The sequence below is a fragment of the Clostridium neonatale genome (assembly GCF_900465025.1).
GTDB classification, from domain to species: Bacteria; Bacillota; Clostridia; order Clostridiales; family Clostridiaceae; genus Clostridium; species Clostridium neonatale.
Genome location: NZ_UICR01000001.1, coordinates 2,364,622 through 2,387,033, shown reverse-complemented (window position 1 = coordinate 2,387,033; position 22,412 = coordinate 2,364,622). Strand labels below are relative to the sequence as shown.

The window sequence follows — 22,412 nt, the reverse complement described above, 5'->3', positions numbered from 1 at the left end:
ATGAATTTTATATGTAGATTTGATAAATAAATACATAATCTATGTTAATCATCATTAACAGGACTATGTGGATGCCTATGATCATACTTATTATCCATTGATACCTTATATTCAACGTTTTTATCATAATCTTTTTGAAATATGCATGAAAAAATCACATCCAATATATACTGCATAGATGTTTTAGATGAAAAAGGTGCAATTTTTCTAAATATTTTTTCACGTGAACCAATATTAATTATATAGTCTGCATACTTTATAAGTTCGTTTTCACCTATTGATGTAATTAATATTATTTTTGATTCTTTCTCTTTTAAAAGTTTTGCTATATTTACTATTTCTAGAGTTTCTCCTGAATATGAAAGTATTATTGAAATATGATTTTTTGTAGCATTATAAGCCTGAAATGACTGTTCTCCTGGAAGTGTTTTTACTCGTATGTTTCTTCCTATACGCATCATTTTATGTTCAAAATCTAAAGCTGCAAGCATTGAATTTCCAAGCCCATAAACATCAATGTCTTTAGATTTATATAATAAATCAACTATTTTATTAAGATTATCATAATCTATTAGGTAAAGTGTATCTTCAATTGCTTCTCTATTTAATAAAGCTATCTTATGGGCTATTTCTTCTTTTCTATCATCTTTATTAAATGGAAAGTTTACATCAATACGATTACTTTTGTTTAAATCAGCTTGGAGTTCTGCTGAATATTTAATTTTAAAATCACTATATCCTTTGAGTCCGAGTTTTTTACAAAGCCTAACTATAGTTGCTGGAGATGTATATGTCTCATTTGCAAGATCTCTAGCTGACATTTGAAGGACCTTATCTCCCTTATTTAAAATATATTCTGATAATTTCTTTTCTGAATCTGAAAAATCCATTTGAAATTCTAATTTGGTCATTATACTCATTTAATTTCACCTCTTAACTATATCTTCATAGAAAATAGCATTTAAATTACTATAAATGCGTTTTTATTTCCTATAACATATTTTGGCTTTAATTATATCACGAAACTTTTTTTCATAATATAGTGAAAATATAATATTTTTATGAAACATAATTATAGGAATATCTAATAGTATTTACATAAAACTTTCTATAAAATACAATGAACCCATAGAAACTAATAAAAGTATTTATACCATTAGAGGAGGATATATATTATGAAAAAGACTTTAGATAGTAATTTTTATTGGGGTGGATCTGTTTCATCATTCCAAACTGAAGGTGCATGGGATGAAGGAGGAAAAGGTTTATCAATTTATGATGTAAGGCCTACTAATCCTAAATTCTCTGATTGGAAGGTAGCAATTGATGCATACCATCGTTATGATGAAGATATAGCTTTAATGAAAAAAATGGGATTTAATTTTTATCGGTTTTCAATTTGCTGGTCAAGAATAATACCAAATGGAGATGATGAGATAAATGAAGAAGGTGTTAAATTCTATAGCGATTTAATAGATAAATTAATAGCAGCTGGTATTGAGCCAATGATTACATTAGTTCACTTTGACATGCCTTATAAATTAGTAAAAGAATATAATGGCTTTGCGTCAAGAAAAGTTGTTGATTTATTTGAAAGATATGCTAGAGTTTGTATGGAGAGATTCGGAGACAGAGTTAAGCATTGGATGACATTTAATGAACAAAACTTACATGCTACTATGCTTAGAGTATCTAATGCAGAAGAAATTCCAGAGGGAGTATCTGAAGCTAAACACTTATACCAAGTAAACCATAATGTATTTATAGCACATTGCAAAGCTACTAAGGCTCTTAGAGAATTAGTCCCAGATGCTAAAATGTGTGGTATGACTACTGTCTCAAATTTCTATCCAGAAAAATGCACTCCTCAAAATAATTTATTTGCAAAACAAGCTTATAATTACATCAATGCATTTCATTCAGATGTGTTTGTAAGCGGAGAGTATCCTTCTTACATGGTATCTTACTTAGAAAATAGAGGCTGGATGCCAAGATTTGAAGAAGGTGATGCTGAATTATTAAAATATACAGTAGATTATTTAGCATTTTCTTACTATAGATCAAATACATTAACTGAAGGCTTTTTTGATAATGAAAGACCATATGGAGAAATAGTTAATGAACATGTTATTAAAAATCCTTATTTAGATGCTACTGAGTGGGGATGGGAAAAAGATGCTATTGGATTTAGATGGACACTAAATGAAATGTATCAAAGACATCATATGCCTGTATTTGTTCTTGAAAATGGTATGGGGGCAAGAGAAGAATTAGATGAAAATAATGAAATAAATGATGACTATAGAATCGAATATCATAGAAATCATATTCAAGAAATGAAAAATGCAATGCTTGAAGACGGTGTTGACTGTATGGGATACATCACTTGGGGACCTATTGATATCCCAAGTTCAAGCTGTGAAATTGCTAAACGTTATGGATTTGTCTATGTAAATAGAACTGAAAAAGATTTAAAAGACTTAAAACGTGTACCTAAAAAATCATTTAAATGGATTAAAAAAGTATTTGAATCTAATGGTGAAGATTTAGTTTAATTATAAAAAGTAGCAGGATTTATTCTTTTATTAATCTTGCTACTTTTCCTATTCATTAATAAATTTTTTTAGGTATACTACTTTTTATTTATTTCAATTGTAGGAAAGTTAATATCTTTATATTTTTGAATTTTTTCTTTTACAACTTTTAAATTTTCATCTGTATAAAAACCACCTTGTGTTGTAGCAATTTCTTGAACATGATGATTTCTACCTTCCGGTGTTGTACGATCTCGTATTAATCCATTTTCAGCAATAATAAACTTCCACTTTCCTTCTTTTGTTTTTTCAAGTGTTCCTCCTGCTCCGCATACTTGACATTCTACTTCAAAACTTACCCCATCCCATTGAGGCTCTCCTAAAATTAAAGCATTAGAATGACAGTTTGGACACCACCCCATATCTTCATCTCCAAGCCATTTTCTTTCAGATACAGGCGTGTTTAATGATTTCATTATATTTTCTCCAACTTTATGTGCTCTTTCAATCATTTCATCATGTAATAGACATTGTTTAGGAGCAGGAACTCTTGCTCCCATATACATATCAATTACCTTATAATCATTTAAAGAACAAGTTACTTGAAGTGCTTCCAGGGACATTGACTGCCATGCACGTGTAGAACCTCCTACAGAAATAAGCCCTGCAACCTTATCTTTATGAACTATTTCGCCAAGTGCTTCTAAAAACGGTGTCTCATAGCATAAATTTCTATGCATAAATCTTAAAAATGTAGCACTTGGCATTAAATAATATGTAGGAACAGAAACAATAATTGCATCAGTGCTAAGCATTACATCCATAATTGCTTTTTTATCATCTTTATTTTCTAATGTACAAGGAACTTTCTTTCCTTCTACCATTCCTTGTGTACACGCAGTACAGCCTGTACAATCTAGAATATTATAATCTCTAAGATTTATCATTTTTACATCAGCACCTTGATCCTTACATGCCAACAGCGCTTCTTTTAATAAAATTTCTGAATTAGAATCTTTTCTTCCGGCTGTTATACCTAATACCTTAAAACTCATAACATTTTCCTCCTCATATTCGAAAAATTTATTGATTTTCTGCTAAATCTTCTAGAATCTTTGATGTACTATTTAATTGTTCAAGGGATGCTGATATTTGCTGAAGTGCTGCAGATTGATTTTGTGATACTTCATTAGTTTTGCTTAGATTCTCATTTATACTTTCTATTGATACAGAAATATCTTTTATTATTGTGTCGATTTTGTCTATAGATTCCTTAGATGTATTTGATAATTTTCTTATTTCTTTAGCTACAACGGAGAAACCCTTTCCATACTCTCCTGCTCTTGCAGCTTCAATTGATGCATTTAATCCTAAAAGATTAGTTTGAGATGATATTCCTTGAATAATTCCAACAATTTGATTTGAATCCTTTGCCTTGCTATTGGCTTCTGTTGTTTGTTTAAATACATCTGCATTCATACTTGCTAAATCTTGTACTCCAATTGTTACCTCATTTATTCCTTGAGATATCTGAGAAATAGACTCAACCAAACTCTCTACTATTCCAGTCATTGTATTATGTTTAGCTAAACTGAATGATAAAATTATTACTCCAGCTATATAATCATTATTATCTCTTATAGGGAATACGCAGCTCTTAAATGCCACTCCAAAAATATGTTCAGGAACTATTTCAACTTTTTCTTTACCAGTCTTTATGACTTCAAGTACTTGTGGCAATGTAGTATTATCCCCTTCAGATATATGCAAATCTAAATCTTTTCCGGGTTTATAATAGAGACATTTTTCTCTATCCAAAAGGCCTATTGAAATATCGTTATTAAATAAGATATTGATGTACGGAATCAACTTGTACACTACGTTTAAAGCTTCATTTTCAATTTTTTTAACTTCCATAAAACCCCTCTTTTCATTATGTATTACAAATTATATTTCATAAGTAAATTATATCATCTTTTTCTAAAAAAATACTATATTTTTGTCATATTAACGTTTATATTATATAAGCTTAACTAAAAATGGAGTAACTTTAAAACATATCTTAAATAAGGGACGTAGAATCGGAGTTTAGTGGATAAGAACCGAAATTCAATATATGATAGGCTCGATTGTAGGGGAATTTCAGCTAAAAATTCTAATGGCAAAGGCTGCACCCAAAAATGTTTGCTCCAAAAATCAAGTGTTTGGACAAACAATTTTGGAACAGCCTCTGCCAAAGAATTTAAATGCTGAAATTTCCAATACAATACTACGCCTATTCATATATTGAATTTCTTTGTTTTTCTCTAAAATAACAGACACCTAATTTATGTTTTGAGGATTATTCAATGCCTAAAAATATAGTTTTCAATCAATGGCATATAATTTATTGGACTACTTAGAAAAGTCATCTATTTCCCAATAAATAATAAAATATCTAAATTGCAGTATAACCCATCTTCATCTACTGATGAAGATGTTTCCTTAAGCAGAGAACCCAAATCTATGATTTGGTGTGAATCGCTTATGCCTACGAATATATATGAGTAGGTATTTCATTTATTTATGATATGCCATTTTTTTAGGATAAGATATTAACTTTTTAAATCTTTAACATCTATAAATAACTATTCGTTAATTTAAAAATGTATTTATGTATAGCAACAATAATACCGATACTCTGAATTTAGATGAAACAAAGAAATAAAGCTCTTATGTGTGCGGTGTCTTGCATTCAAAAATTGAGCTTTAGAATTCTTCATGTAGACTTGTTCCACAATTGTTTGTCCAAGGCATATTAAAGGAAACATCTTCATCGGTAAATGAAGATGGGCTATACTGCTAAGTTCGTACCTCACTAAGCATTATATGCCTTGGAGCAAACATTTGTGGGTGCAAGTCTGCATGTTTGAATTCTTAGCTTCATTTTTGTAGCAAGCGACCACAACATAAGAGCTTTATTTCGGTTATTCACACTAAACGTAGTACGTCCTTTATTTATGTTAAGAATACTTATTTATATCACGTATATGATCTATGATTTTTAATATTTCTATTGAGTTATTCCAAGTAAAGATATCACTTTCTATTTTTCCAAGTGCTAAACATTTATGTACTTCATGTATTTCTCCATACATGTCATCATTTATTAATGAAAGTTTTTCTTCATATTCTCTTCCATCATTTAAAATTACTTTATAACTTTCCGGCCTATTAAATATTGGTATGTACATTTTTCCAAGTGTTCCTTCTATTATTGCAGTTCTTTCTTTCTCGCCATCAATTCCACCTTCTATATTTGCAGTAACATCTCCTTCAAATTTTATTGAAGCTTCAAAATGAACATCTATACTTACTTCATCAAATTTCTTTTTCTTAATTTTCTTATTTATTGATAAAATCTTTTTATCATTTAAAATTCCAAGTACAAATGCAATAGGATATGAAGCTACATCAAGTACCGCTCCTCCATCTTCTTTATTATATAAATATGAATTTTTATCCACATTTGGCTTTGAACAAAATCCGGCATATATACATTTTATGTCTCCAATAACGCCACTTTTGAGTACATCTTTTATTAAATCAAACATAGGAACAAAAGGTGTCTTCATAGCTTCCATGTAAAAAGTTTTATTCCTCTTTGCACACTTTAAAATTCCATCTAATTCTGATGAATTTAAAGTGCTAGGCTTTTCACATAATATTGCTTTTCCTTTATTTAGTCCTCTAATAGACCACTTTGCATGAAATCTATGTGGAAGTGCTATATAAACTGCATCTATATCTTGATCGTTAAAAAGCTCATCATAAGATTCATAGACTTTAACATCTTTATAAGCTTCTTTAAAATACATTCTCTTATTTTCTGTTTTACCAGCAACAGCAACAAGTTTCCCGTATTTCTCATATTCAAGGCTTTTTGCAAAGCGATTTGCAATGTTTCCAAGTCCTATTATTCCCCATCTTACCATTAAAAATCCTCCAGTCTTAATATTTAAGAACTTACAAATAACTATAACTTATTATTTACTTTTTTCTTTACTTAAGTAATTTCTTTTAATTATCATAATCATTATTAATTATATACTATTAATACAAATAAAACCATATAACCAACAAATACAAGCTTTACTAAAATATAAGATAAATGTATTGTAAATTTTAGTCCTGTTAAAAATAGACCATATCAAAATTAATAATAGTATTGATATGGTCTAACATAATTAAAATATATACTTCTAGTTTATTAACTTTTTAGAATCGCTAACTAGCTTATAAAGTGTATTCATAGCTTCCATAGGATTTAAGCCTAAAATATCAATTTTGCTTATTTCTTCTATAAATGAATCTTTTTCTAGTGAATCAAATCCTATCTGCATAGAATCATTAGTATTCTTTTTATGCTTTTTACTATATTTTTCTTCTTTAAGCTGTTTTATTTCATTTTGCAATTCTTCAATAATTTGTTTTTGCTTTTCTATTTCTTTTAAATTATTACTTTTATCTATATCTAATTTATTCTCATATACATTAACACTTGCATCACTGCTTATTTTTTCTTCGACTATAACTCTGCTTTCATTTACATCTATAGCTGCTTCTTTAAATGATTCCTCATTTTCTTTTATTTCTGAAAAACTTGATACATTTTCAATATCAAACTTATTTTCACCTTCAAGATCACACAAAATTTCACGAGCACGATCTATAACTTCATCTGGAAGACCTGCAAGCTTTGCAACTTCTATACCATAAGATTCATCTGCACCACCTTCAATTATCTTTCTTAGGAATACAACACTATCCTTTGTTTTCTTAACTGCAACAGAATAATTCTTAACACCAGGTAATATTCCTTCAAGCTTAACAAGTTCATGATAATGTGTTGCAAATAAAGTCTTACATCTTAAATCTTTATTTTTAGTTATATATTCAATAACAGACCATGCAATTGAAAGTCCATCATAAGTTGAAGTACCACGCCCTACTTCATCAAGAAGAACTAAGCTTTTAGATGTAGCATTCTTAAGGATATTAGAAACTTCCCACATTTCAACCATAAAAGTAGATTTACCACCGGCTAAATCATCTGATGCTCCAATTCTTGTGAATATCTTATCACATATTGAAATATCTGCTTCTGCTGCTGGTACAAAAGATCCAATCTGTGCCATAAGAGTAATAAGTGCAACCTGTCTCATATAAGTAGATTTACCTGCCATGTTAGGTCCTGTAATAAGTAATAGTTCTTTATCTGTTTGATTACATGTTGTGTTATTAGAGACAAATTCACCGTTGCCTATTACTTTTTCAACAACAGGATGACGTCCATCTTTTATTTCTATAGTTCCTTCTTCGTTTATCTTAGGTTTAACATAATCATTTTCAAGAGCAACTAAAGCTAAAGTTGAGACCGCATCTAAGTTAGAAATTATTCTTGCCGCCTTTTTTAATCTGCCTATTTCTTTTTCAACTTTATCTCTTATTTCAACGAATAAATCATATTCTAAATTAACAAGCTTTTCTTCTGACCCTAAAATCTTATTTTCTAAATTTTTAAGATCTTCAGTTATATATCTTTCAGCATTTGCTAGTGTCTGCTTTCTTATATATCTTCCTTCTGGAATACTATCAAAGTTGGCTTTGCTTATTTCAATATAATAACCAAATACTTTGTTATATCCAACCTTTAATGATTTAATTCCTGTAAATTCACGTTCTTCATTTTCAAGGGCTGCAATTTTTTCTTTTCCATGAAGCTTCACATCACGAAGTTCATCTACAAGTTCATTATATTTATCCTTTATAATATTTCCTTCTTTTATTGTAAGTGATGGATCTTCTTTTATTGAATCTTCTAAAAGAGTTCTTACATCAGAAAGCTCATCTAAGTTTTCGTAATATTCATTTAATAGGTCTGATTTTGCATATTTTAAAAGTTCTTTAAGCTCTGGTATTCTTTCAAGAGATGCTTTTAAGCTCAGCATATCTTTTGCATTAACATTTTTGTTTGATATTTTTCCAACAATTCTTTCAATATCATAAATTTCTTTAAGTGCTCTTCTTAAATCTTCATTGAAGCTTATTGAATTATATAGTTCTTCTACACCGCTTAGTCTTTTTTCTATTTGAGATTTTACAATAAGAGGTTCATCAATGTATCTTCTTATTGTTCTTCCTCCCATAGTTGTTGCACTTTTATCTAAAACCCATAAAAGAGATCCTTTTTTAGTTTTTTCTCTTATGCTTTCAGTAAGCTCTAAGTTTCTTCTTGAATTACTGTCGATAACCATGTAATTTACTATTTCATATTGTTCAAGTAAATTAATATTGCTTAAACTCATCATTTGAGTTTCATATATATATTTAAGAAGCACTCTACTTGTAATTTCACGTAAGTTTTCAAGAGCACCGGCTTCAAGATCTGAAAATTGAGCGATGAGTTCTTCCTTAGATACTAAAAATTCATTAAAGTTCTTTTTAGTTATAAGTGCAGAACATACACCTTTTATTTCGTTTATAATATCCTCACTTGTATTTTCATCTAATAAAATTTCTTTTGGTGAAAGTTTTGCTATTTCATCTAAAAGACTTGCCATAGAATATGAAAAAGATGTTGTCTTAAATTCTCCTGTACTTATATCAGATGTAGCAATTCCAATTATTTCACCATCTTCATGTATAGCCATTAAATATGTATTATCATTTTCAAGATTAGAATTATTATCTACAAATGTTCCTGGAGTTATGATTTTAACTACTCCACGTTTTACAATTCCCTTAGCTTGCTTTGGGTCTTCAAGCTGTTCACAGATAGCTACCTTATATCCCTTATTAACAAGTCTTGGTATATATGCAGCTGCAGCATGATGTGGTATGCCACACATTGGAGCTCTTTCTTCAAGTCCACAATTTTTCCCTGTTAAAACAAGTTCAAGTTCTTTTGATACTGTTATAGCATCTTCGAAGAACATTTCATAAAAGTCACCTAATCTATAAAATAGGATACAGTCACTATACTGCTCCTTTGTCTTCATGTATTCTACCATCATTGGCGTTAAAGCCATAATAAAAAGCCTCCTTTATCGCAATGCTATACTTTTATATCTATAATTTAATTTCTAGTATTGTATAGCTAGAGTGTTGTCTATTTTTATATTTTTTAAACTTAAAATTCAGTCTTATTTTAACATAGCTTTATTATGTAATCAAAGTATTTAATATAACTCATTTGTAATGAGGAGTTAAAAATGAATAAAGAAGAAGAAATAAAAGTCAGATATTAGTTTAAAATTCAAATCATAAATTTTAAACTATATCTGACTTTCTAACAACAAATTAATTTTCCATTCTTAAATTTATATATGATCTAATTAATTGTACACTTTTTTCAAATCCGAGCACACTGGTATCAATACTCAAATCATAATTTTTAGGATCTTCCCATTTTTCTCCTGTATGATAATAATAATACTCACTTCTGTACTTATCCATTTTTTTAATATGCTTAGCTGCATCTTTTTCGTTCATACATAGGCGCTCCATTTCATGCTTAATACATTCTTCAGCACATGCATGAATAAATATTTTAAATACATTTGGCTTATCTTTCAATATATAATCTGCACATCTTCCTATGACAACATATGATTCTTTTTCAGCTAGTTCACGAAGTACCTTGGCCTGATAATTAAATAAATTATCATTAGACGTAAAATCACTGCTTTCAGGAGGTATTAGTTCTCCTTGATAAACTTTTTTAGATACTTTATATAACAAACTCTTTTTCACATGTTCATCTACGTTTAAGAATAATAATTCGTTAATTCCACTATCTTCTGAAGCAAGACGTAAAAGCTCTCTATCATACATATTGATACCATAATCATTTGAAATCATTTTCCCAATTGTTGTTCCACCACTTCCACATGTTCTTGTAATTGCAATCACAAAATTTTTCATATCTCTGCTACCCCCTATTTTAATAAAAATGATTATATTTAATTATCGAAATATTTTTATTAAATTTATCAATTATTGTAAAAATATAATTTACTTAAATTTTAATTATTAACCATTCTTTAAATTATATGTAATAAAATTATAAAAGAATCATATATATTATTATTTGTATAATTTTTTAATAAAATAGATTCTAAAAAAATGATTAATTTAAAATATAAAAAACTTATAAGCAAATAAAATAATCGATACATTTGCTTATAAGTTTTTTATTATTTATCTAAATTCTACTTAATTTTACTAATATTCTCTTTAATTACACTGCAAGAATGCTTAAATTCTTTTAATTCTCCATCATTTAATTTAAGCTCTAATACTTTTTCAACTCCATCTTTTCCTATAATACATGGAGTACTTGCAAATAATCCTTCTTCACCATATTGTCCTTCAAGAAGTGTTGAACAAGGCATTATTTGCTTTTCATCATGGAATATGCATTGAACAAATCTAGCCAAAGTTGAAGCAATTCCAAATTCTGTTGCACCTTTACCAGTAAATGTTACCCATCCTGCAGCAGCAGCTTCTTTAGCTAATGTTTTTTTATCTAAATTTCCAAATGTTTTTGGATCTTCAATTTCAAGTTCTGAAAGTGGCTTTCCAGCAAATGAAACTTGTGACCATGCAGCCATTTGAGATTCTCCATGTTCTCCAAGCATATATGCACTTATTGATTTATGATCAACACCTGTTTCACGAGCTATGATTGCTCTTAAACGTGAACTATCAAGGCCTGTACCTGTTCCAAACACTCTGTTTTTAGGAAAACCTGAAAGTTCATAAACTCTTTTTGCAATAATATCACATGGATTTGTTATATTAATAAAGATCCCATTAAATCCGCCATCTACAACTCTTTTAATAAAGCTATCAACCATGTCTATGCTTCCTTGTAATTCATCTAAACGATCATGAGTTTGAGTTATAATTCCAACACTTATTACTACGATATGGCAGTCTTTAAGATCCTCATATTCACCTGTTTTTATGTTTACTCTGTGAGGCAGATATGTAACACTATCAATTAAATCCTGTCTTTCACTGATTGCTTTTTGCTTGTTAGTATCAACTAAAATTAATTCATCTACAATTCCTTGAGTAGCTAAACTAAATGCACAATGTGCACCAACATGTCCAACTCCAATGATTCCCACTCTTTTTAAATTTGTTGTCAAAATAATCATCTCCTTACACTACTGTAAATTATAGTCTTACAAGTGATAAAAATCAATTATTTTATATATTTTATTGATAAATTCACTATAGAGTTAGTGCTTTGTTAGCACATTCATATGTTTAGTTTTATCTTTTGACCTTTTATGCTTATCTTTTTTTGGATTAACATCTATTTTTGATAAAGCTCTTTCGCTGTTAATATGGAATGTAACTTTTACATCATTATATGCATATTGATACAATGTTTTTAGTATCAAAAATTCTATTAAATACCTAATTGCTCTTAATAAATAAACAAACCAAACTATAAAAATAGTTTGGTTATAAAAATTTAATCTATACCCTTCGTAAAATATTAACAGTAATACTAACATAAGTTTCACTCTGTATATTTTAATTCTGTGAGCATATTTCCACAAACTCTTGAAAAAGTCTTAGCTGATCTTCCATTCCTTCTGGATGCCATTGAACTCCAGCCATATAGAAGTCACCTTCATATTCAACTCCTTCAATGACACCATCTTCACAGCACTTTGCTGCAACTCTTAAATTTGATCCTATTATTTTTATACATTGCTCATGAAAAGAATTAACCTGAACTTCGTTCTCATTATATATATCTTTAAGAAAGGAATTCTCACACAGCGTAACCTTATGAAGCTTTTCATCAATCCTATGACCTGTTCCTTTATGATACACTTCAGTATTCAGTTCACTATCAATACTCTGTACAAGAGTTCCACCTTGAAGTACATTAATAAGCTGGCAGCCTCTGCATACACCTAAAATAGGCTTTTTCTTTTTCTTTGCTACTAAAAACAAATCTCTTTCAAATTTATTTCTAAGATCATCTTCTTTTGCTTCTTTTTCCAAAGACTTTTCTCCATACCAATTTGATTTTACATTACATCCTCCAGTAAATATAATTCCATCAACATCTTCAATAAGTCTATTAAGCTCTTCCTCACTATATTTCTGAAGCAATGGCAGAATTATAGGTATACCATTTGCTTTTTCAATTTTATCTATATATTCATATCCAACCTGTGAGTAATTTCTAAATACATCTTTTCTAATATATGATGTAATCCCTATAACTGGCTTCATTTTTAATCCCTTTCTTCTCAAATTTATTTATCATTTAGTATTTCTGATCTTATACATTATATTATGTTTAACAACTACATATATTTACATCATTTATCACATATCCATCATTATTTTTCAATATTATGACATGCTACAAAATGCTCTTTTTTTATCTCTATTAATTGTGGATTTTTTTTAAGGCACACTTCACTTGAATACTTACATCTGTTATAAAAGCTGCATCCCTTATTTTCTTTTGAAACTTCCAATTCATCCTCATCAAGATTTACCATCACTTTTCTAAGTTTTGGATGTTTTACAGGAATTGATTCAAGAAGCTTTTTAGTATATGGATGAACAGGATTTTCAAAAAGTTCATCTCTGTTTCCTATTTCAACTATTTTACCAAGATACATGACAGCAATCTTATCACAAAAATACTTCACCACACCAAGATCATGTGATATGAATAAAAAAGTAAGTGAATATTTCTCTTTAAGTTCATTTAATAAATTAATGATTTGCGCTTGTATAGAAACATCTAGCGCTGCTACTGGTTCATCTGCCACTATAAATTTGGGCTGTACTGCTAGAGCTCTTGCAATTACAATCCTCTGTCTTTGTCCTCCACTGAATTCATGTGGATAGCGGTCCATAGCTTCTTTATCCACTCCGCATATTTCAAGATAATGCTCTGCCATTTCAAGTGCTTTTTTACCTTTTGCAAGTTTATGCTTTTCTATTCCTTCTGTAATTATCTTTCCTATTTTCATTTTGTTATCAAGGCTTGCAAAAGGATCCTGGAATATTATCTGCATATCCTTTCTCAAGGCTGACATATCTTTACGGCTTATTTCATGCTTATTTTCAAAATCGAATAAGATCTTATCTTCAAATACAACTCGGCCTCCATCACCTTCTATGAGTTTTAATATTGCTCTTGCTGTAGTAGATTTTCCACATCCTGATTCACCGACAAGACCAAAACTTTCACCTCTTTCAATGGAGAAAGAAACATTATCTACTGCATTTACAGATGATTTTTCCCTTCCAAAGAAATCTTTATCAATAACGTATTTTTTTCTTAATCCTTCAACCTTTAAAATAACATCACTCACTTTTATCCACCTCCTTTTCATAAAGCCAGCATGCAGCCATGTGTTTTTCATTTATTATAAATAAAGGTGGCTCTAAATCTGTACATTTTGAACAGAACTTTTTACTACACCTTGTGCTAAATCTGCAGCCCTTTGGCATTTCATCTAGTTTAGGCACCATACCATTTATACTTGGAAGAGACTTTCCAACTTGTCCCATATGAGGCTGTGATTCTAAAAGACCGATTGTATACGGATGTTTTGCATTATCAAAAATCTCATTAACATCTGCTTTTTCAACAATCTTTCCTCCGTATAAAACTACAACTTCATCACATATTTCTGCAACTACAGATAAATCATGAGTAATAAAAAGGATTGATGTATTCCTCTTTTCATTAAGCTGTTTAAGAAGATATAAAATCTGAGATTGTATTGTAACATCAAGTGCAGTTGTTGGTTCATCTGCAATTATTATTTCAGGCTCACAACTTAAAGCCATTGCAATCATGACACGTTGACGCATTCCTCCACTTAAATTATGTGGATAAGCATTATATATTTTTTCAGGATTAGGTATGTGAACATCCTTAAGAAGCTCAATGACTTTATCTTTAAGCTCCTGTCCCTTAATATTTTTATGTATCTTTAACGGTTCTCCAATCTGTCTTCCAATCTTGAATAACGGATTAAGGGAAGTCATTGGCTCCTGAAATATCATAGAGATATTGTTGCCTCTTATTTTTTGAAGCTCATTTTCCTTAAGCTTTGATAAGTCTTTTCCATTAAAGAAGATCTCACCTTTATCAATACTGCTTGTCTTCTCTGGAAGAAGGTTCATTATTGATAATCCTAAAGTACTCTTACCACATCCTGATTCCCCGATCATGCCAAGGATTTTTCCATTATTCATATCAAAGCTGACATCATCAACTGCAGTAACCTTACTATCACCCTGAAGAAAGCTTACACTTAAATTTCTAATAGAAAGCTTTTTTTCATCCATAATATTACGCCTCCTAAATTTTCATTTTTGGATCAAGGGCATCTCTTAACCCATCACCTACAAAATTAATACACAATACTGATAAGAATACCAAAAGTCCTGTCGGTATCCATAACCACCATTCATACTGAAGCACCCTCATGCTCTGTGCTGCTGAAAGCATATTCCCCCAGCTTGGCTGTGGCTGTTTTACCCCAAGACCAAGAAAACTTATTCCTGCTTCCATCAAAATTCCATTAGCAACATTAAGTGTTGCATTTACAATAATAGGCGACAATACATTAGGAAGAAGGTGCTTACTTATTATTTCAAAACTACTAAGTCCCATAGCTCTTGCTGCTTCAATGAATTCACTCTGTTTTAAAGATAGAATTTTTGCCCTTACAATACGTGAAACTCCAGTCCATTGAAGACACCCTATTATAAGAATGATATTCCATACACTTGCACCAAATAGTGCTGCTATTGTAATTGCAATCACAAAAAAAGGAAAACACATTACAGTATCAACTACACGCATTACTATATTATCAACCCATTTTCCATAAAAACCACTTATGCATCCAAGACTTACTCCAATTAGAAGCTGTATTACAGTAGCGCATAATGCCACTCCAAGAGAAACCCTGCCTCCATAAAGAAGTCTTGTAAATACATCTCTTCCAAGTTCATCTGTTCCAAGAATATGTAATGAATTAGGTGCGCTTTCTATATTCATAAGATCTATAGAATCTCTGTCAAAAGATGTTATAAACGGAGCAAAGACTGCTGCTAAAACAAATATAGTCAGTATAACTAAGCCAATAACAGCCAGTTTATTTTTTAGAAATCTCTTTAAAACTTCATTTTTCACCTGTATCTTCCTCCTAATCATATTTAACACGCTTATCTACAACTACATAAAGCACATCTGCAAGTAAATTGGCAAAAAGGCTTATTACTGCAACCATCATTACAATTCCAATAATAAGAGGATAATCACGTGCCATTACTGCATTATAATTAAGCCTTCCTATTCCAGGCCACACAAAAATTGTTTCTGTAAGCAGCGCTCCTGAAATAAGTGATGGTATTTGCATTGTTACAACAGTAATCAAAGGCAGAAGTTCATTCTTTAATGCATGTACATAAATTATCGCCTTTCTTTTTACTCCCTTAGCCTTTGCTGTACGTATATAATCAGACTTTAAAATCTCTATCATATCAGAACGTGTGTAACGCATTAAACTTGCAGTATTCATAAGTCCAAGGACAATCATTGGAAGTATCATATGTTTTGCAATATCAAATATCTGTGCCCATCCACTATAGGACATTCCAGTTGTAACCATCCCCGAAATTGGAAGCCATCCAAGTTCTACAGAAAATATCTTTATTAAAAGCATTCCAAAGAAAAATGCTGGAATAGACAATCCCATAAATGCAAATACTGTAACAATATAATCAATTTTTGTCCTCTGATGTGTTGCACTTATAACACCACATGGAATAGCTATTGCTATGCTTAATATAAGTGAGCATATGGATAAAATAACTGTATTTCCAATACAGCTTCCTATTACTGAAACAACCGGCTGTTTAAAGGCAATGGAATATCCAAGATCACCATGAAGTGCGCGTATAAGCCATTTGAAATACTGCACAGGAAGAGGATCATTATATCCAAGTCTCTCAAGCATTTGTTCCTTCATCTCAAGTGAAAGATTAGGATCCATCATTGTTGAAAATGGATCGCCTGGCTGGAGATTTACAAGAGCAAATACAATTATAGATATTCCAATTAAAACTGGAATAGTCTGTATTAATCGCTTAACAATATATTTTTTCAAATTTTATCCAACCCCTTTAAATTGCTACATGAAATTAGTTTGACCTTCTTATAATTAATGTTTATTTTTGATTCTTTTATTTATTAACAGATCTTTTATTAAATGATTTTATATATTTTAAATCTATGTTATTTCTAAATATGTATTTTTTAACTCAGTTAATTATCTAATATATTAATTTCTGAGTAAATTAACTTCTATTAAAGATGGCCTTATAGTTTATATAATATTTAATACACTTAAATTATTGAATTTTATATTTAAATAATTAATGAGCAAATTATTATATCGACTGAAGCACAGACTTCAGCCGATATTTTTAAATTAATCATAAAGACAGGACATTAATTAAATTGGAAGGTATTTCAAAATAGTATAGTTATTTTTCATAGATAGTTTAGGAAATCTTCTTACTTTGATATTGTCCAATTCTCTATTCCAGGAAATACTGAATATGCTGAATAAGTATATCCTTCTAATTTAGGATTATATGCACGAATATCATTTTGTGAATACAAAAATACATATGGTGCTTCTTCATTAATTAATTTTCCCCATTCTGCATAGATTTTCTTACGTTCATTTTTGTCAATTGTCTTTGTAGCTTTGTCTAATAATTCATCACTTTGTGTATTTATAAAGTTCGAGAAGTTGAACTGTGAACCATTTGCAATTGATGAAGCCCAATAACGGTCAGCATCACCTGGATCTACTTCAAGTGTGAATCCAAATAGTCCCATGTCATAGTCACCTTCGCCATGTGTTTTTGCCATTGCAGATGCAATATCCATTGTGCTTATATTAACTGTTATTCCAACATCCTTTAAGTTCTGCTGTATTATAGGTGCACTCTGCTCACGAACTTTGTTTCCAGTTGGAACTAGCATATCTACTTCAAATTTAACGCCATCTTTTTGAAGTACACCATCCTTTTCAGTCCATCCTGCTTCATTTAACAATGATTTTGCCTTATCAACGCTATAATCATAAGTATTAAGTCCTGATTCAGGATAAGCCCATCCTGCTAATGATATTGGTGCATTAACAACTTGTCCATGTTCACCTATAAGGCTTTTTGCCATTCCCTCTCTGTTAATTGCATAAGTAATTACCTGACGAACCCTCTTATCCTTGAAGAATTCTTTGTTGCTGTTCATTGTCAAAAACTGATAATTTGCACTTGGCTTCTCTTCAATTTTTATTCCGGCATCTTTAAGCATCTTAAAATCTTCTTCTTTTGTGCTTGTAAGTGTTACAATATCAAGATCACCCTTAGCTAATTCTGATAATTCTGTTTCTGTATTTGTAACTTTAAATATGAATTTTTCAATCTTTGGAGCTCCTCCAAAATAATCTTCATTTCTTTCAAGTTCAACATATTGATCTGGCTTGAACTCAACAAACTTATATGGGCCTGTACCTATTGGCTTGTTAAGTAGTTCACTTGAATTTTCCCAATCAGCAATGTTCACCTTGCTCCATATATGCTTTGGAATAATTCCACGCTGTGAAAAATTAGATAATGATGGTGCAAACACTTCTGTATAAGTAAAGCTTATAGTATTTTCATCTATTACTTTTATTCCACTTATGGAATCAGCTTTTCCATCATGATAATCCTGTGCCCCAACAATCTTTGATATTTCATTGAATCTTGAACCTGTATAGTTTGGATCAGCCATGCTTGTAAATGTAAATAACACATCATCAGCTGTAAAAGGCTCTCCATCATGCCACTTAATACCTTTTCTCAAATGAAAGGTAATAGTTAAATTATCATCAGAGAACTCATACTTCTCTGCCAATCCTGGCTTGTATTCATTGTTTTCATCCAATAATATAAGTGGTGAATAAACTAAGTTATTTACATTGTTATCGTATGTGGTATTTGATAATAAAGGACTGAAAAGACCTTTAGGTGAAGAAGCTACTGCATATCTTAGTACAGATGAATCACTTTGCGATTCATTTGATGCTGAGCCTGCATCACTTGGTATTTCTGCAGATGTACTTCCGCATCCCGTAAATAGTAATAAACTCAATGCTATTGAAGATAGCCCTGATAAAATTTTTTTCTTTTTATAAAGCATACATTTCCCTCTTTTCTCTTACTTACTGCTTTTTTATTTATATTGTTATACTGCATTCAAATTAAATACAGTTTAACCACTTAATTAATAATAATCTATAAGTTCTAGTAATATAAAACTTAAATACAACAGAATAAATTTCAATAATACTCTTATAAAAAACACAATAGCCATTATAAATTGAGATATATTTACTATATTAGTTTATCTTTTTTAATTCATACTATTTCTATATGTTTTATTTTATTTAAGTATATACTCTCATGTATATATTGTCAATGAATATAATAATGTGTATTTTTTCATATATTTATTTTTTGCGTATAATATTATATATTTATACTAGAAATTCTATAAAAATATACAGCAAACATGAATATTGTTTTTCATTGCTAATATCAATACTATAATCCCAAAATAAAAAGAAGCCTAAGCAGCTCCTTACATTTCAATCTATATTCTATTTTCTATGTAACAATATCTATATATATCTGTGCCGCTCTTAATAAATCCTCTACTCTTTGCCCTATTAATGTATAATACATATCATCCCTACAAACCACATTATCAGTATGAATATATATCTTTCTTGGATTTATACCATTTTCACAGATGTACTTAACTATATCATAGCCATTTTTATCAATATCATTATCATCAATCCCTAAAGCATGATCTAATTTTAACTGTCTACTATAAAATGGGCCCATATCAAAACAATACTTTTTTCATTCCCTTTATTAATATAAAACACTCTATAAAAATATAAATTATCATAATAATTAATGGCATAATTAAATTATGTATATTAAAATGCATAAGATTTAAATATGCTTTTGAAATTTCATTTATAGGTGGAAAAACCCACAGTACATATTTTGAATATGAAAACTCCTTAAGCACTTCTACTTTAGCTATAGTCATAACCACAATAAAGATTGCACCTAGCATAGCCATTTTCCTATTTTCTATCATCCTTGGCTGCAATAACAGTCCTATTAATGCTCCCATTATTGATGAAGTCATATGAATAAGAAATGAAACAAATACATCGCTAAATGTAACAGGAACTTTAAAAACATTAAAAATCAAATTGAAAATAATAGGAACTCCCATAGATAATATAGAAAAAAACACTCCTACTACACTCATAAAAATAATTTTAGATATCCAGTAGCGTGTATGACTCTTTAATTTTAATATTAAAACTTCTTCCGCAATTAAATCTACATTATTACAATAAGTAAAACCAATCCATGTCATTAAAGCAAAAATTAAAGTTGCTGAAGATATCATGCTGCCTACAATATCAACTGGAATTATATAATAAGACATTACTGTATATATTATAAACAGAAAAAAAGGCATTATATATTTGTATGATTTCATATACATTTTAAAATTATATTTTAATACTGATATTAACATAATCTGTTTTACCTTTACCCTTCAAAATACTTTAAAGTATAACCATTATTGATCATTTCTGTTAGAACCTTATTGCTTTCGCTCACTTTTGTTTTAAATTTTATATAATCTTCATCTTCATCTTCATAATAACCACAAATGCCTTTAACCTTTTGAGTTATAAAAGATTTATCTGCTTCTTTTTTATAAAAAGTCATTGAAGCATATTTTTCAAAACTGATATCTGTCTTTTTAATTTCAAATATTTTAGAATCTTTTATCTGTAATATTCTATTAGATAACTGATCTATTAAAAATGACTCGTGACATGACATTATTACTGTCACATCATCCTTTATAAGCTCTTTTACCATTTTAATAAACATTTTTTGTGACTCACTATCTTGTCCAGATAGTGGCTCGTCTAATAGCAAAATATCTGGTTTCGATAAAAATGCCTGAATTACAGAAATCTTTTGTAGTGTTCCTTTAGATAGGTTTTTCATAGAAATATTTATCATTTTCTCTAAGTTAAATTCCTTATAAAAATAATTAGTTTTTTTCAACAAATTATCTCTTGATATTCCTTCTATTTCTCCTATTAATTTAATATATTCCCCTGCTTTTATATTAAGTTGCGAAAACTTTTCTGGAATATAATTGAATTTGAGATTTTTGTCTCTAATGATTTCTCCAGAATTTATACTTGTAAGACCACATAAAGCCTTTATTAATGTACTTTTCCCCATACCATTATTGCCTGTTAAAGCAATGCTTTCACCTTTCATTATATTTAAGCTTACATTATCAAAAATTACTCTATCATCATATTTTTTCACTAAATTTTTTATCTTTATTATTGGTATATTCATAATCTTCCTCCATTTATGACAATAAACAATGACTATTCGTTTATTGTACCACTTTTTAATATTAATTCAATTAATTGTAAAAATATGATTTTATATATTTTTTATAGATTTTAAAATTAACTATAACTGCTCTTGATAAATAAACAAACAAAACTATTCAATAGTTTGATCATAAAAAGTATATTTAACTTATAAGAGGTTCTTATTGTTCTTCTATATGTTTTGATACAGAGTATTCTTCTAAAATATCTTTAAATGTTAATATAGTCTTATCTCCAACATTATACTCAAATTTTACATTATTCATCTGATAATCAAAATACTCTAAACATTCTTGTAGCGCTATCTCTTTCCAAATAAGTAACGCTTCTTCTTTATTCATTTCTATTAATTCTTTTGGATTTAATATTGATGATATATTCTCATGTCTTGAATTTGGAAAATCAATATTTAAAGCATACTTTACTTCATAATATATAATATGTCGTGGGAATTCTACTTCATCATCTGAATTAGGAAATGCAGAAATATCTGATTCAGGACTAACTACTATTATTCCCTTTCTTGTTAATTCTCTTAATATTTCTTTAGTTAATTTTGCTGTAGGCGCTAGATTTCTTTCTACAGAATTTAATCGCTCAATTGTTCTCATATCTTCACTTAGAGCTGTTCTTAAAAGAGCTCCTAAATAAACTAATTCTCAAAAAGATATATCTGATAATTTTACTAGTTTACTTTTTCTTAAATCATATACTTCATTTATTAGAATTCTCTTTCTTCATTCTTTTTCACTTCTTCTAAACTTTTTAGTAACTTTTCTTCTCTTTTTTTCTCCGCCAAAATTGCATCTACAAGATGATTTTGATTCTCTATTCTTTATCATCTGTATCTTACATATTGGACATAATATCTTTAATTATGTACTATATTTCTTCATATATAATATCATCTTGATTCATTCGTAAATAATTACCTTCAGGCTTAACCGCAACTATGTTGCCAATGAAAGCCAATCTATCCAACTTCCATTAGTGTCAAATACATATTTACCCAATTGAAAAACATACATAATCTTTATATGACTTAAATAAATGTTTTACATTTATAGTATTCTCGTTATAAAAATTCAGTGTGCAAATTTAAATTAGAAAACTAGCCCCAAATTAGAAAATGTATACTAAGTAATATTACTTGACTATCATGGTTAAATAGACATAACGAAAAGTTAAAATTAAACTTTAAAGCGTTCTACTAGTTTATCAATAGCTCACCTCATTCTTAAAAAATTAA

19 protein-coding genes are annotated in these 22,412 nt (G+C 29.3%); 1 reads left to right on the top strand and 18 read right to left on the bottom strand.

Annotated features, from left to right (window positions below):
• Positions 1-44: 44 nt before the first annotated feature.
• Positions 45-920: a MurR/RpiR family transcriptional regulator gene (locus CNEONATNEC86_RS10925; protein WP_159135995.1), complete on the bottom strand. Its 876-nt coding sequence runs from the start codon at positions 918-920 to the stop codon at positions 45-47.
• Between the two features lie 255 nt (positions 921-1,175).
• Here CNEONATNEC86_RS10925 and CNEONATNEC86_RS10920 point away from each other — a divergent pair, with 255 nt between their 5' ends.
• Positions 1,176-2,555 carry a glycoside hydrolase family 1 protein gene (locus tag CNEONATNEC86_RS10920; protein WP_159135994.1) on the top strand — a complete coding sequence of 460 codons (1,380 nt, stop codon included), beginning with the start codon at positions 1,176-1,178 and terminating at the stop codon, positions 2,553-2,555.
• A gap of 77 nt (positions 2,556-2,632) precedes the next feature.
• Here the strand turns inward: CNEONATNEC86_RS10920 and CNEONATNEC86_RS10915 are convergent, their stop codons facing one another.
• The 17 genes from CNEONATNEC86_RS10915 to CNEONATNEC86_RS10835 form a co-directional block, all read right to left on the bottom strand.
• Positions 2,633-3,589: a flavodoxin family protein gene (locus tag CNEONATNEC86_RS10915; RefSeq protein ID WP_159135993.1), complete on the bottom strand. Its 957-nt coding sequence runs from the start codon at positions 3,587-3,589 to the stop codon at positions 2,633-2,635.
• A 28-nt stretch (positions 3,590-3,617) separates the two neighbouring features.
• Positions 3,618-4,451 (bottom strand): methyl-accepting chemotaxis protein, encoded by an 834-nt coding sequence (locus tag CNEONATNEC86_RS10910; protein ID WP_159116262.1) that lies wholly within the window; start codon positions 4,449-4,451, stop codon positions 3,618-3,620.
• Positions 4,452-5,536: 1,085 nt separating this feature from the next.
• A complete protein-coding gene (locus CNEONATNEC86_RS10905; RefSeq protein WP_159135992.1) occupies positions 5,537-6,508 on the bottom strand; it encodes a Gfo/Idh/MocA family protein in 972 nt (323 codons plus the stop codon).
• A gap of 267 nt (positions 6,509-6,775) precedes the next feature.
• On the bottom strand, positions 6,776-9,604 hold the full coding sequence (mutS, locus tag CNEONATNEC86_RS10900; RefSeq protein WP_159135991.1) for a DNA mismatch repair protein MutS: 2,829 nt from the start codon (positions 9,602-9,604) through the stop codon (positions 6,776-6,778).
• A 271-nt stretch (positions 9,605-9,875) separates the two neighbouring features.
• Positions 9,876-10,499, bottom strand: a complete 624-nt coding sequence (locus CNEONATNEC86_RS10895) for a cytidylate kinase-like family protein (RefSeq protein WP_159116260.1) — start codon at positions 10,497-10,499, stop codon at positions 9,876-9,878.
• A 287-nt stretch (positions 10,500-10,786) separates the two neighbouring features.
• The gene (locus CNEONATNEC86_RS10890) at positions 10,787-11,731 is read right to left on the bottom strand and encodes an L-lactate dehydrogenase (RefSeq protein ID WP_125149949.1); all 945 of its coding nucleotides are present in this window, start codon (positions 11,729-11,731) and stop codon (positions 10,787-10,789) included.
• Positions 11,732-11,824: 93 nt separating this feature from the next.
• Positions 11,825-12,106 (bottom strand): hypothetical protein, encoded by a 282-nt coding sequence (locus CNEONATNEC86_RS10885; protein WP_125149948.1) that lies wholly within the window; start codon positions 12,104-12,106, stop codon positions 11,825-11,827.
• A gap of 19 nt (positions 12,107-12,125) precedes the next feature.
• Positions 12,126-12,839: a gamma-glutamyl-gamma-aminobutyrate hydrolase family protein gene (locus CNEONATNEC86_RS10880; protein WP_058295282.1), complete on the bottom strand. Its 714-nt coding sequence runs from the start codon at positions 12,837-12,839 to the stop codon at positions 12,126-12,128.
• 110 nt (positions 12,840-12,949) lie between these two features.
• Positions 12,950-13,939 carry an ABC transporter ATP-binding protein gene (locus CNEONATNEC86_RS10875; protein ID WP_159135990.1) on the bottom strand — a complete coding sequence of 330 codons (990 nt, stop codon included), beginning with the start codon at positions 13,937-13,939 and terminating at the stop codon, positions 12,950-12,952.
• Complete coding sequence (locus CNEONATNEC86_RS10870) at positions 13,932-14,924, bottom strand: ABC transporter ATP-binding protein (RefSeq protein WP_058295284.1); 993 nt, start codon at positions 14,922-14,924, stop codon at positions 13,932-13,934. The genes CNEONATNEC86_RS10875 and CNEONATNEC86_RS10870 overlap by 8 nt, the downstream gene beginning before the upstream one ends.
• A gap of 13 nt (positions 14,925-14,937) precedes the next feature.
• A complete protein-coding gene (opp4C, locus tag CNEONATNEC86_RS10865) occupies positions 14,938-15,777 on the bottom strand; it encodes an oligopeptide ABC transporter permease (protein ID WP_338149276.1) in 840 nt (279 codons plus the stop codon).
• Positions 15,778-15,790: 13 nt separating this feature from the next.
• Positions 15,791-16,753 carry an ABC transporter permease gene (locus tag CNEONATNEC86_RS10860; RefSeq protein WP_159135989.1) on the bottom strand — a complete coding sequence of 321 codons (963 nt, stop codon included), beginning with the start codon at positions 16,751-16,753 and terminating at the stop codon, positions 15,791-15,793.
• Positions 16,754-17,163: 410 nt separating this feature from the next.
• Positions 17,164-18,843, bottom strand: coding sequence for a peptide-binding protein (locus CNEONATNEC86_RS10855; RefSeq protein WP_159135988.1), 1,680 nt, complete (start codon positions 18,841-18,843; stop codon positions 17,164-17,166).
• A 467-nt stretch (positions 18,844-19,310) separates the two neighbouring features.
• On the bottom strand, positions 19,311-19,553 hold the full coding sequence (locus CNEONATNEC86_RS10850) for a cyclic-phosphate processing receiver domain-containing protein (RefSeq protein WP_097919279.1): 243 nt from the start codon (positions 19,551-19,553) through the stop codon (positions 19,311-19,313).
• A gap of 1 nt (position 19,554) precedes the next feature.
• On the bottom strand, positions 19,555-20,271 hold the full coding sequence (locus CNEONATNEC86_RS10845; RefSeq protein WP_125149941.1) for a hypothetical protein: 717 nt from the start codon (positions 20,269-20,271) through the stop codon (positions 19,555-19,557).
• Between the two features lie 14 nt (positions 20,272-20,285).
• Positions 20,286-21,122 carry an ATP-binding cassette domain-containing protein gene (locus tag CNEONATNEC86_RS10840; RefSeq protein ID WP_125149940.1) on the bottom strand — a complete coding sequence of 279 codons (837 nt, stop codon included), beginning with the start codon at positions 21,120-21,122 and terminating at the stop codon, positions 20,286-20,288.
• Positions 21,123-21,324: 202 nt separating this feature from the next.
• Positions 21,325-21,774, bottom strand: coding sequence for a hypothetical protein (locus CNEONATNEC86_RS10835; RefSeq protein ID WP_159135987.1), 450 nt, complete (start codon positions 21,772-21,774; stop codon positions 21,325-21,327).
• Positions 21,775-22,412: the final 638 nt, after the last annotated feature.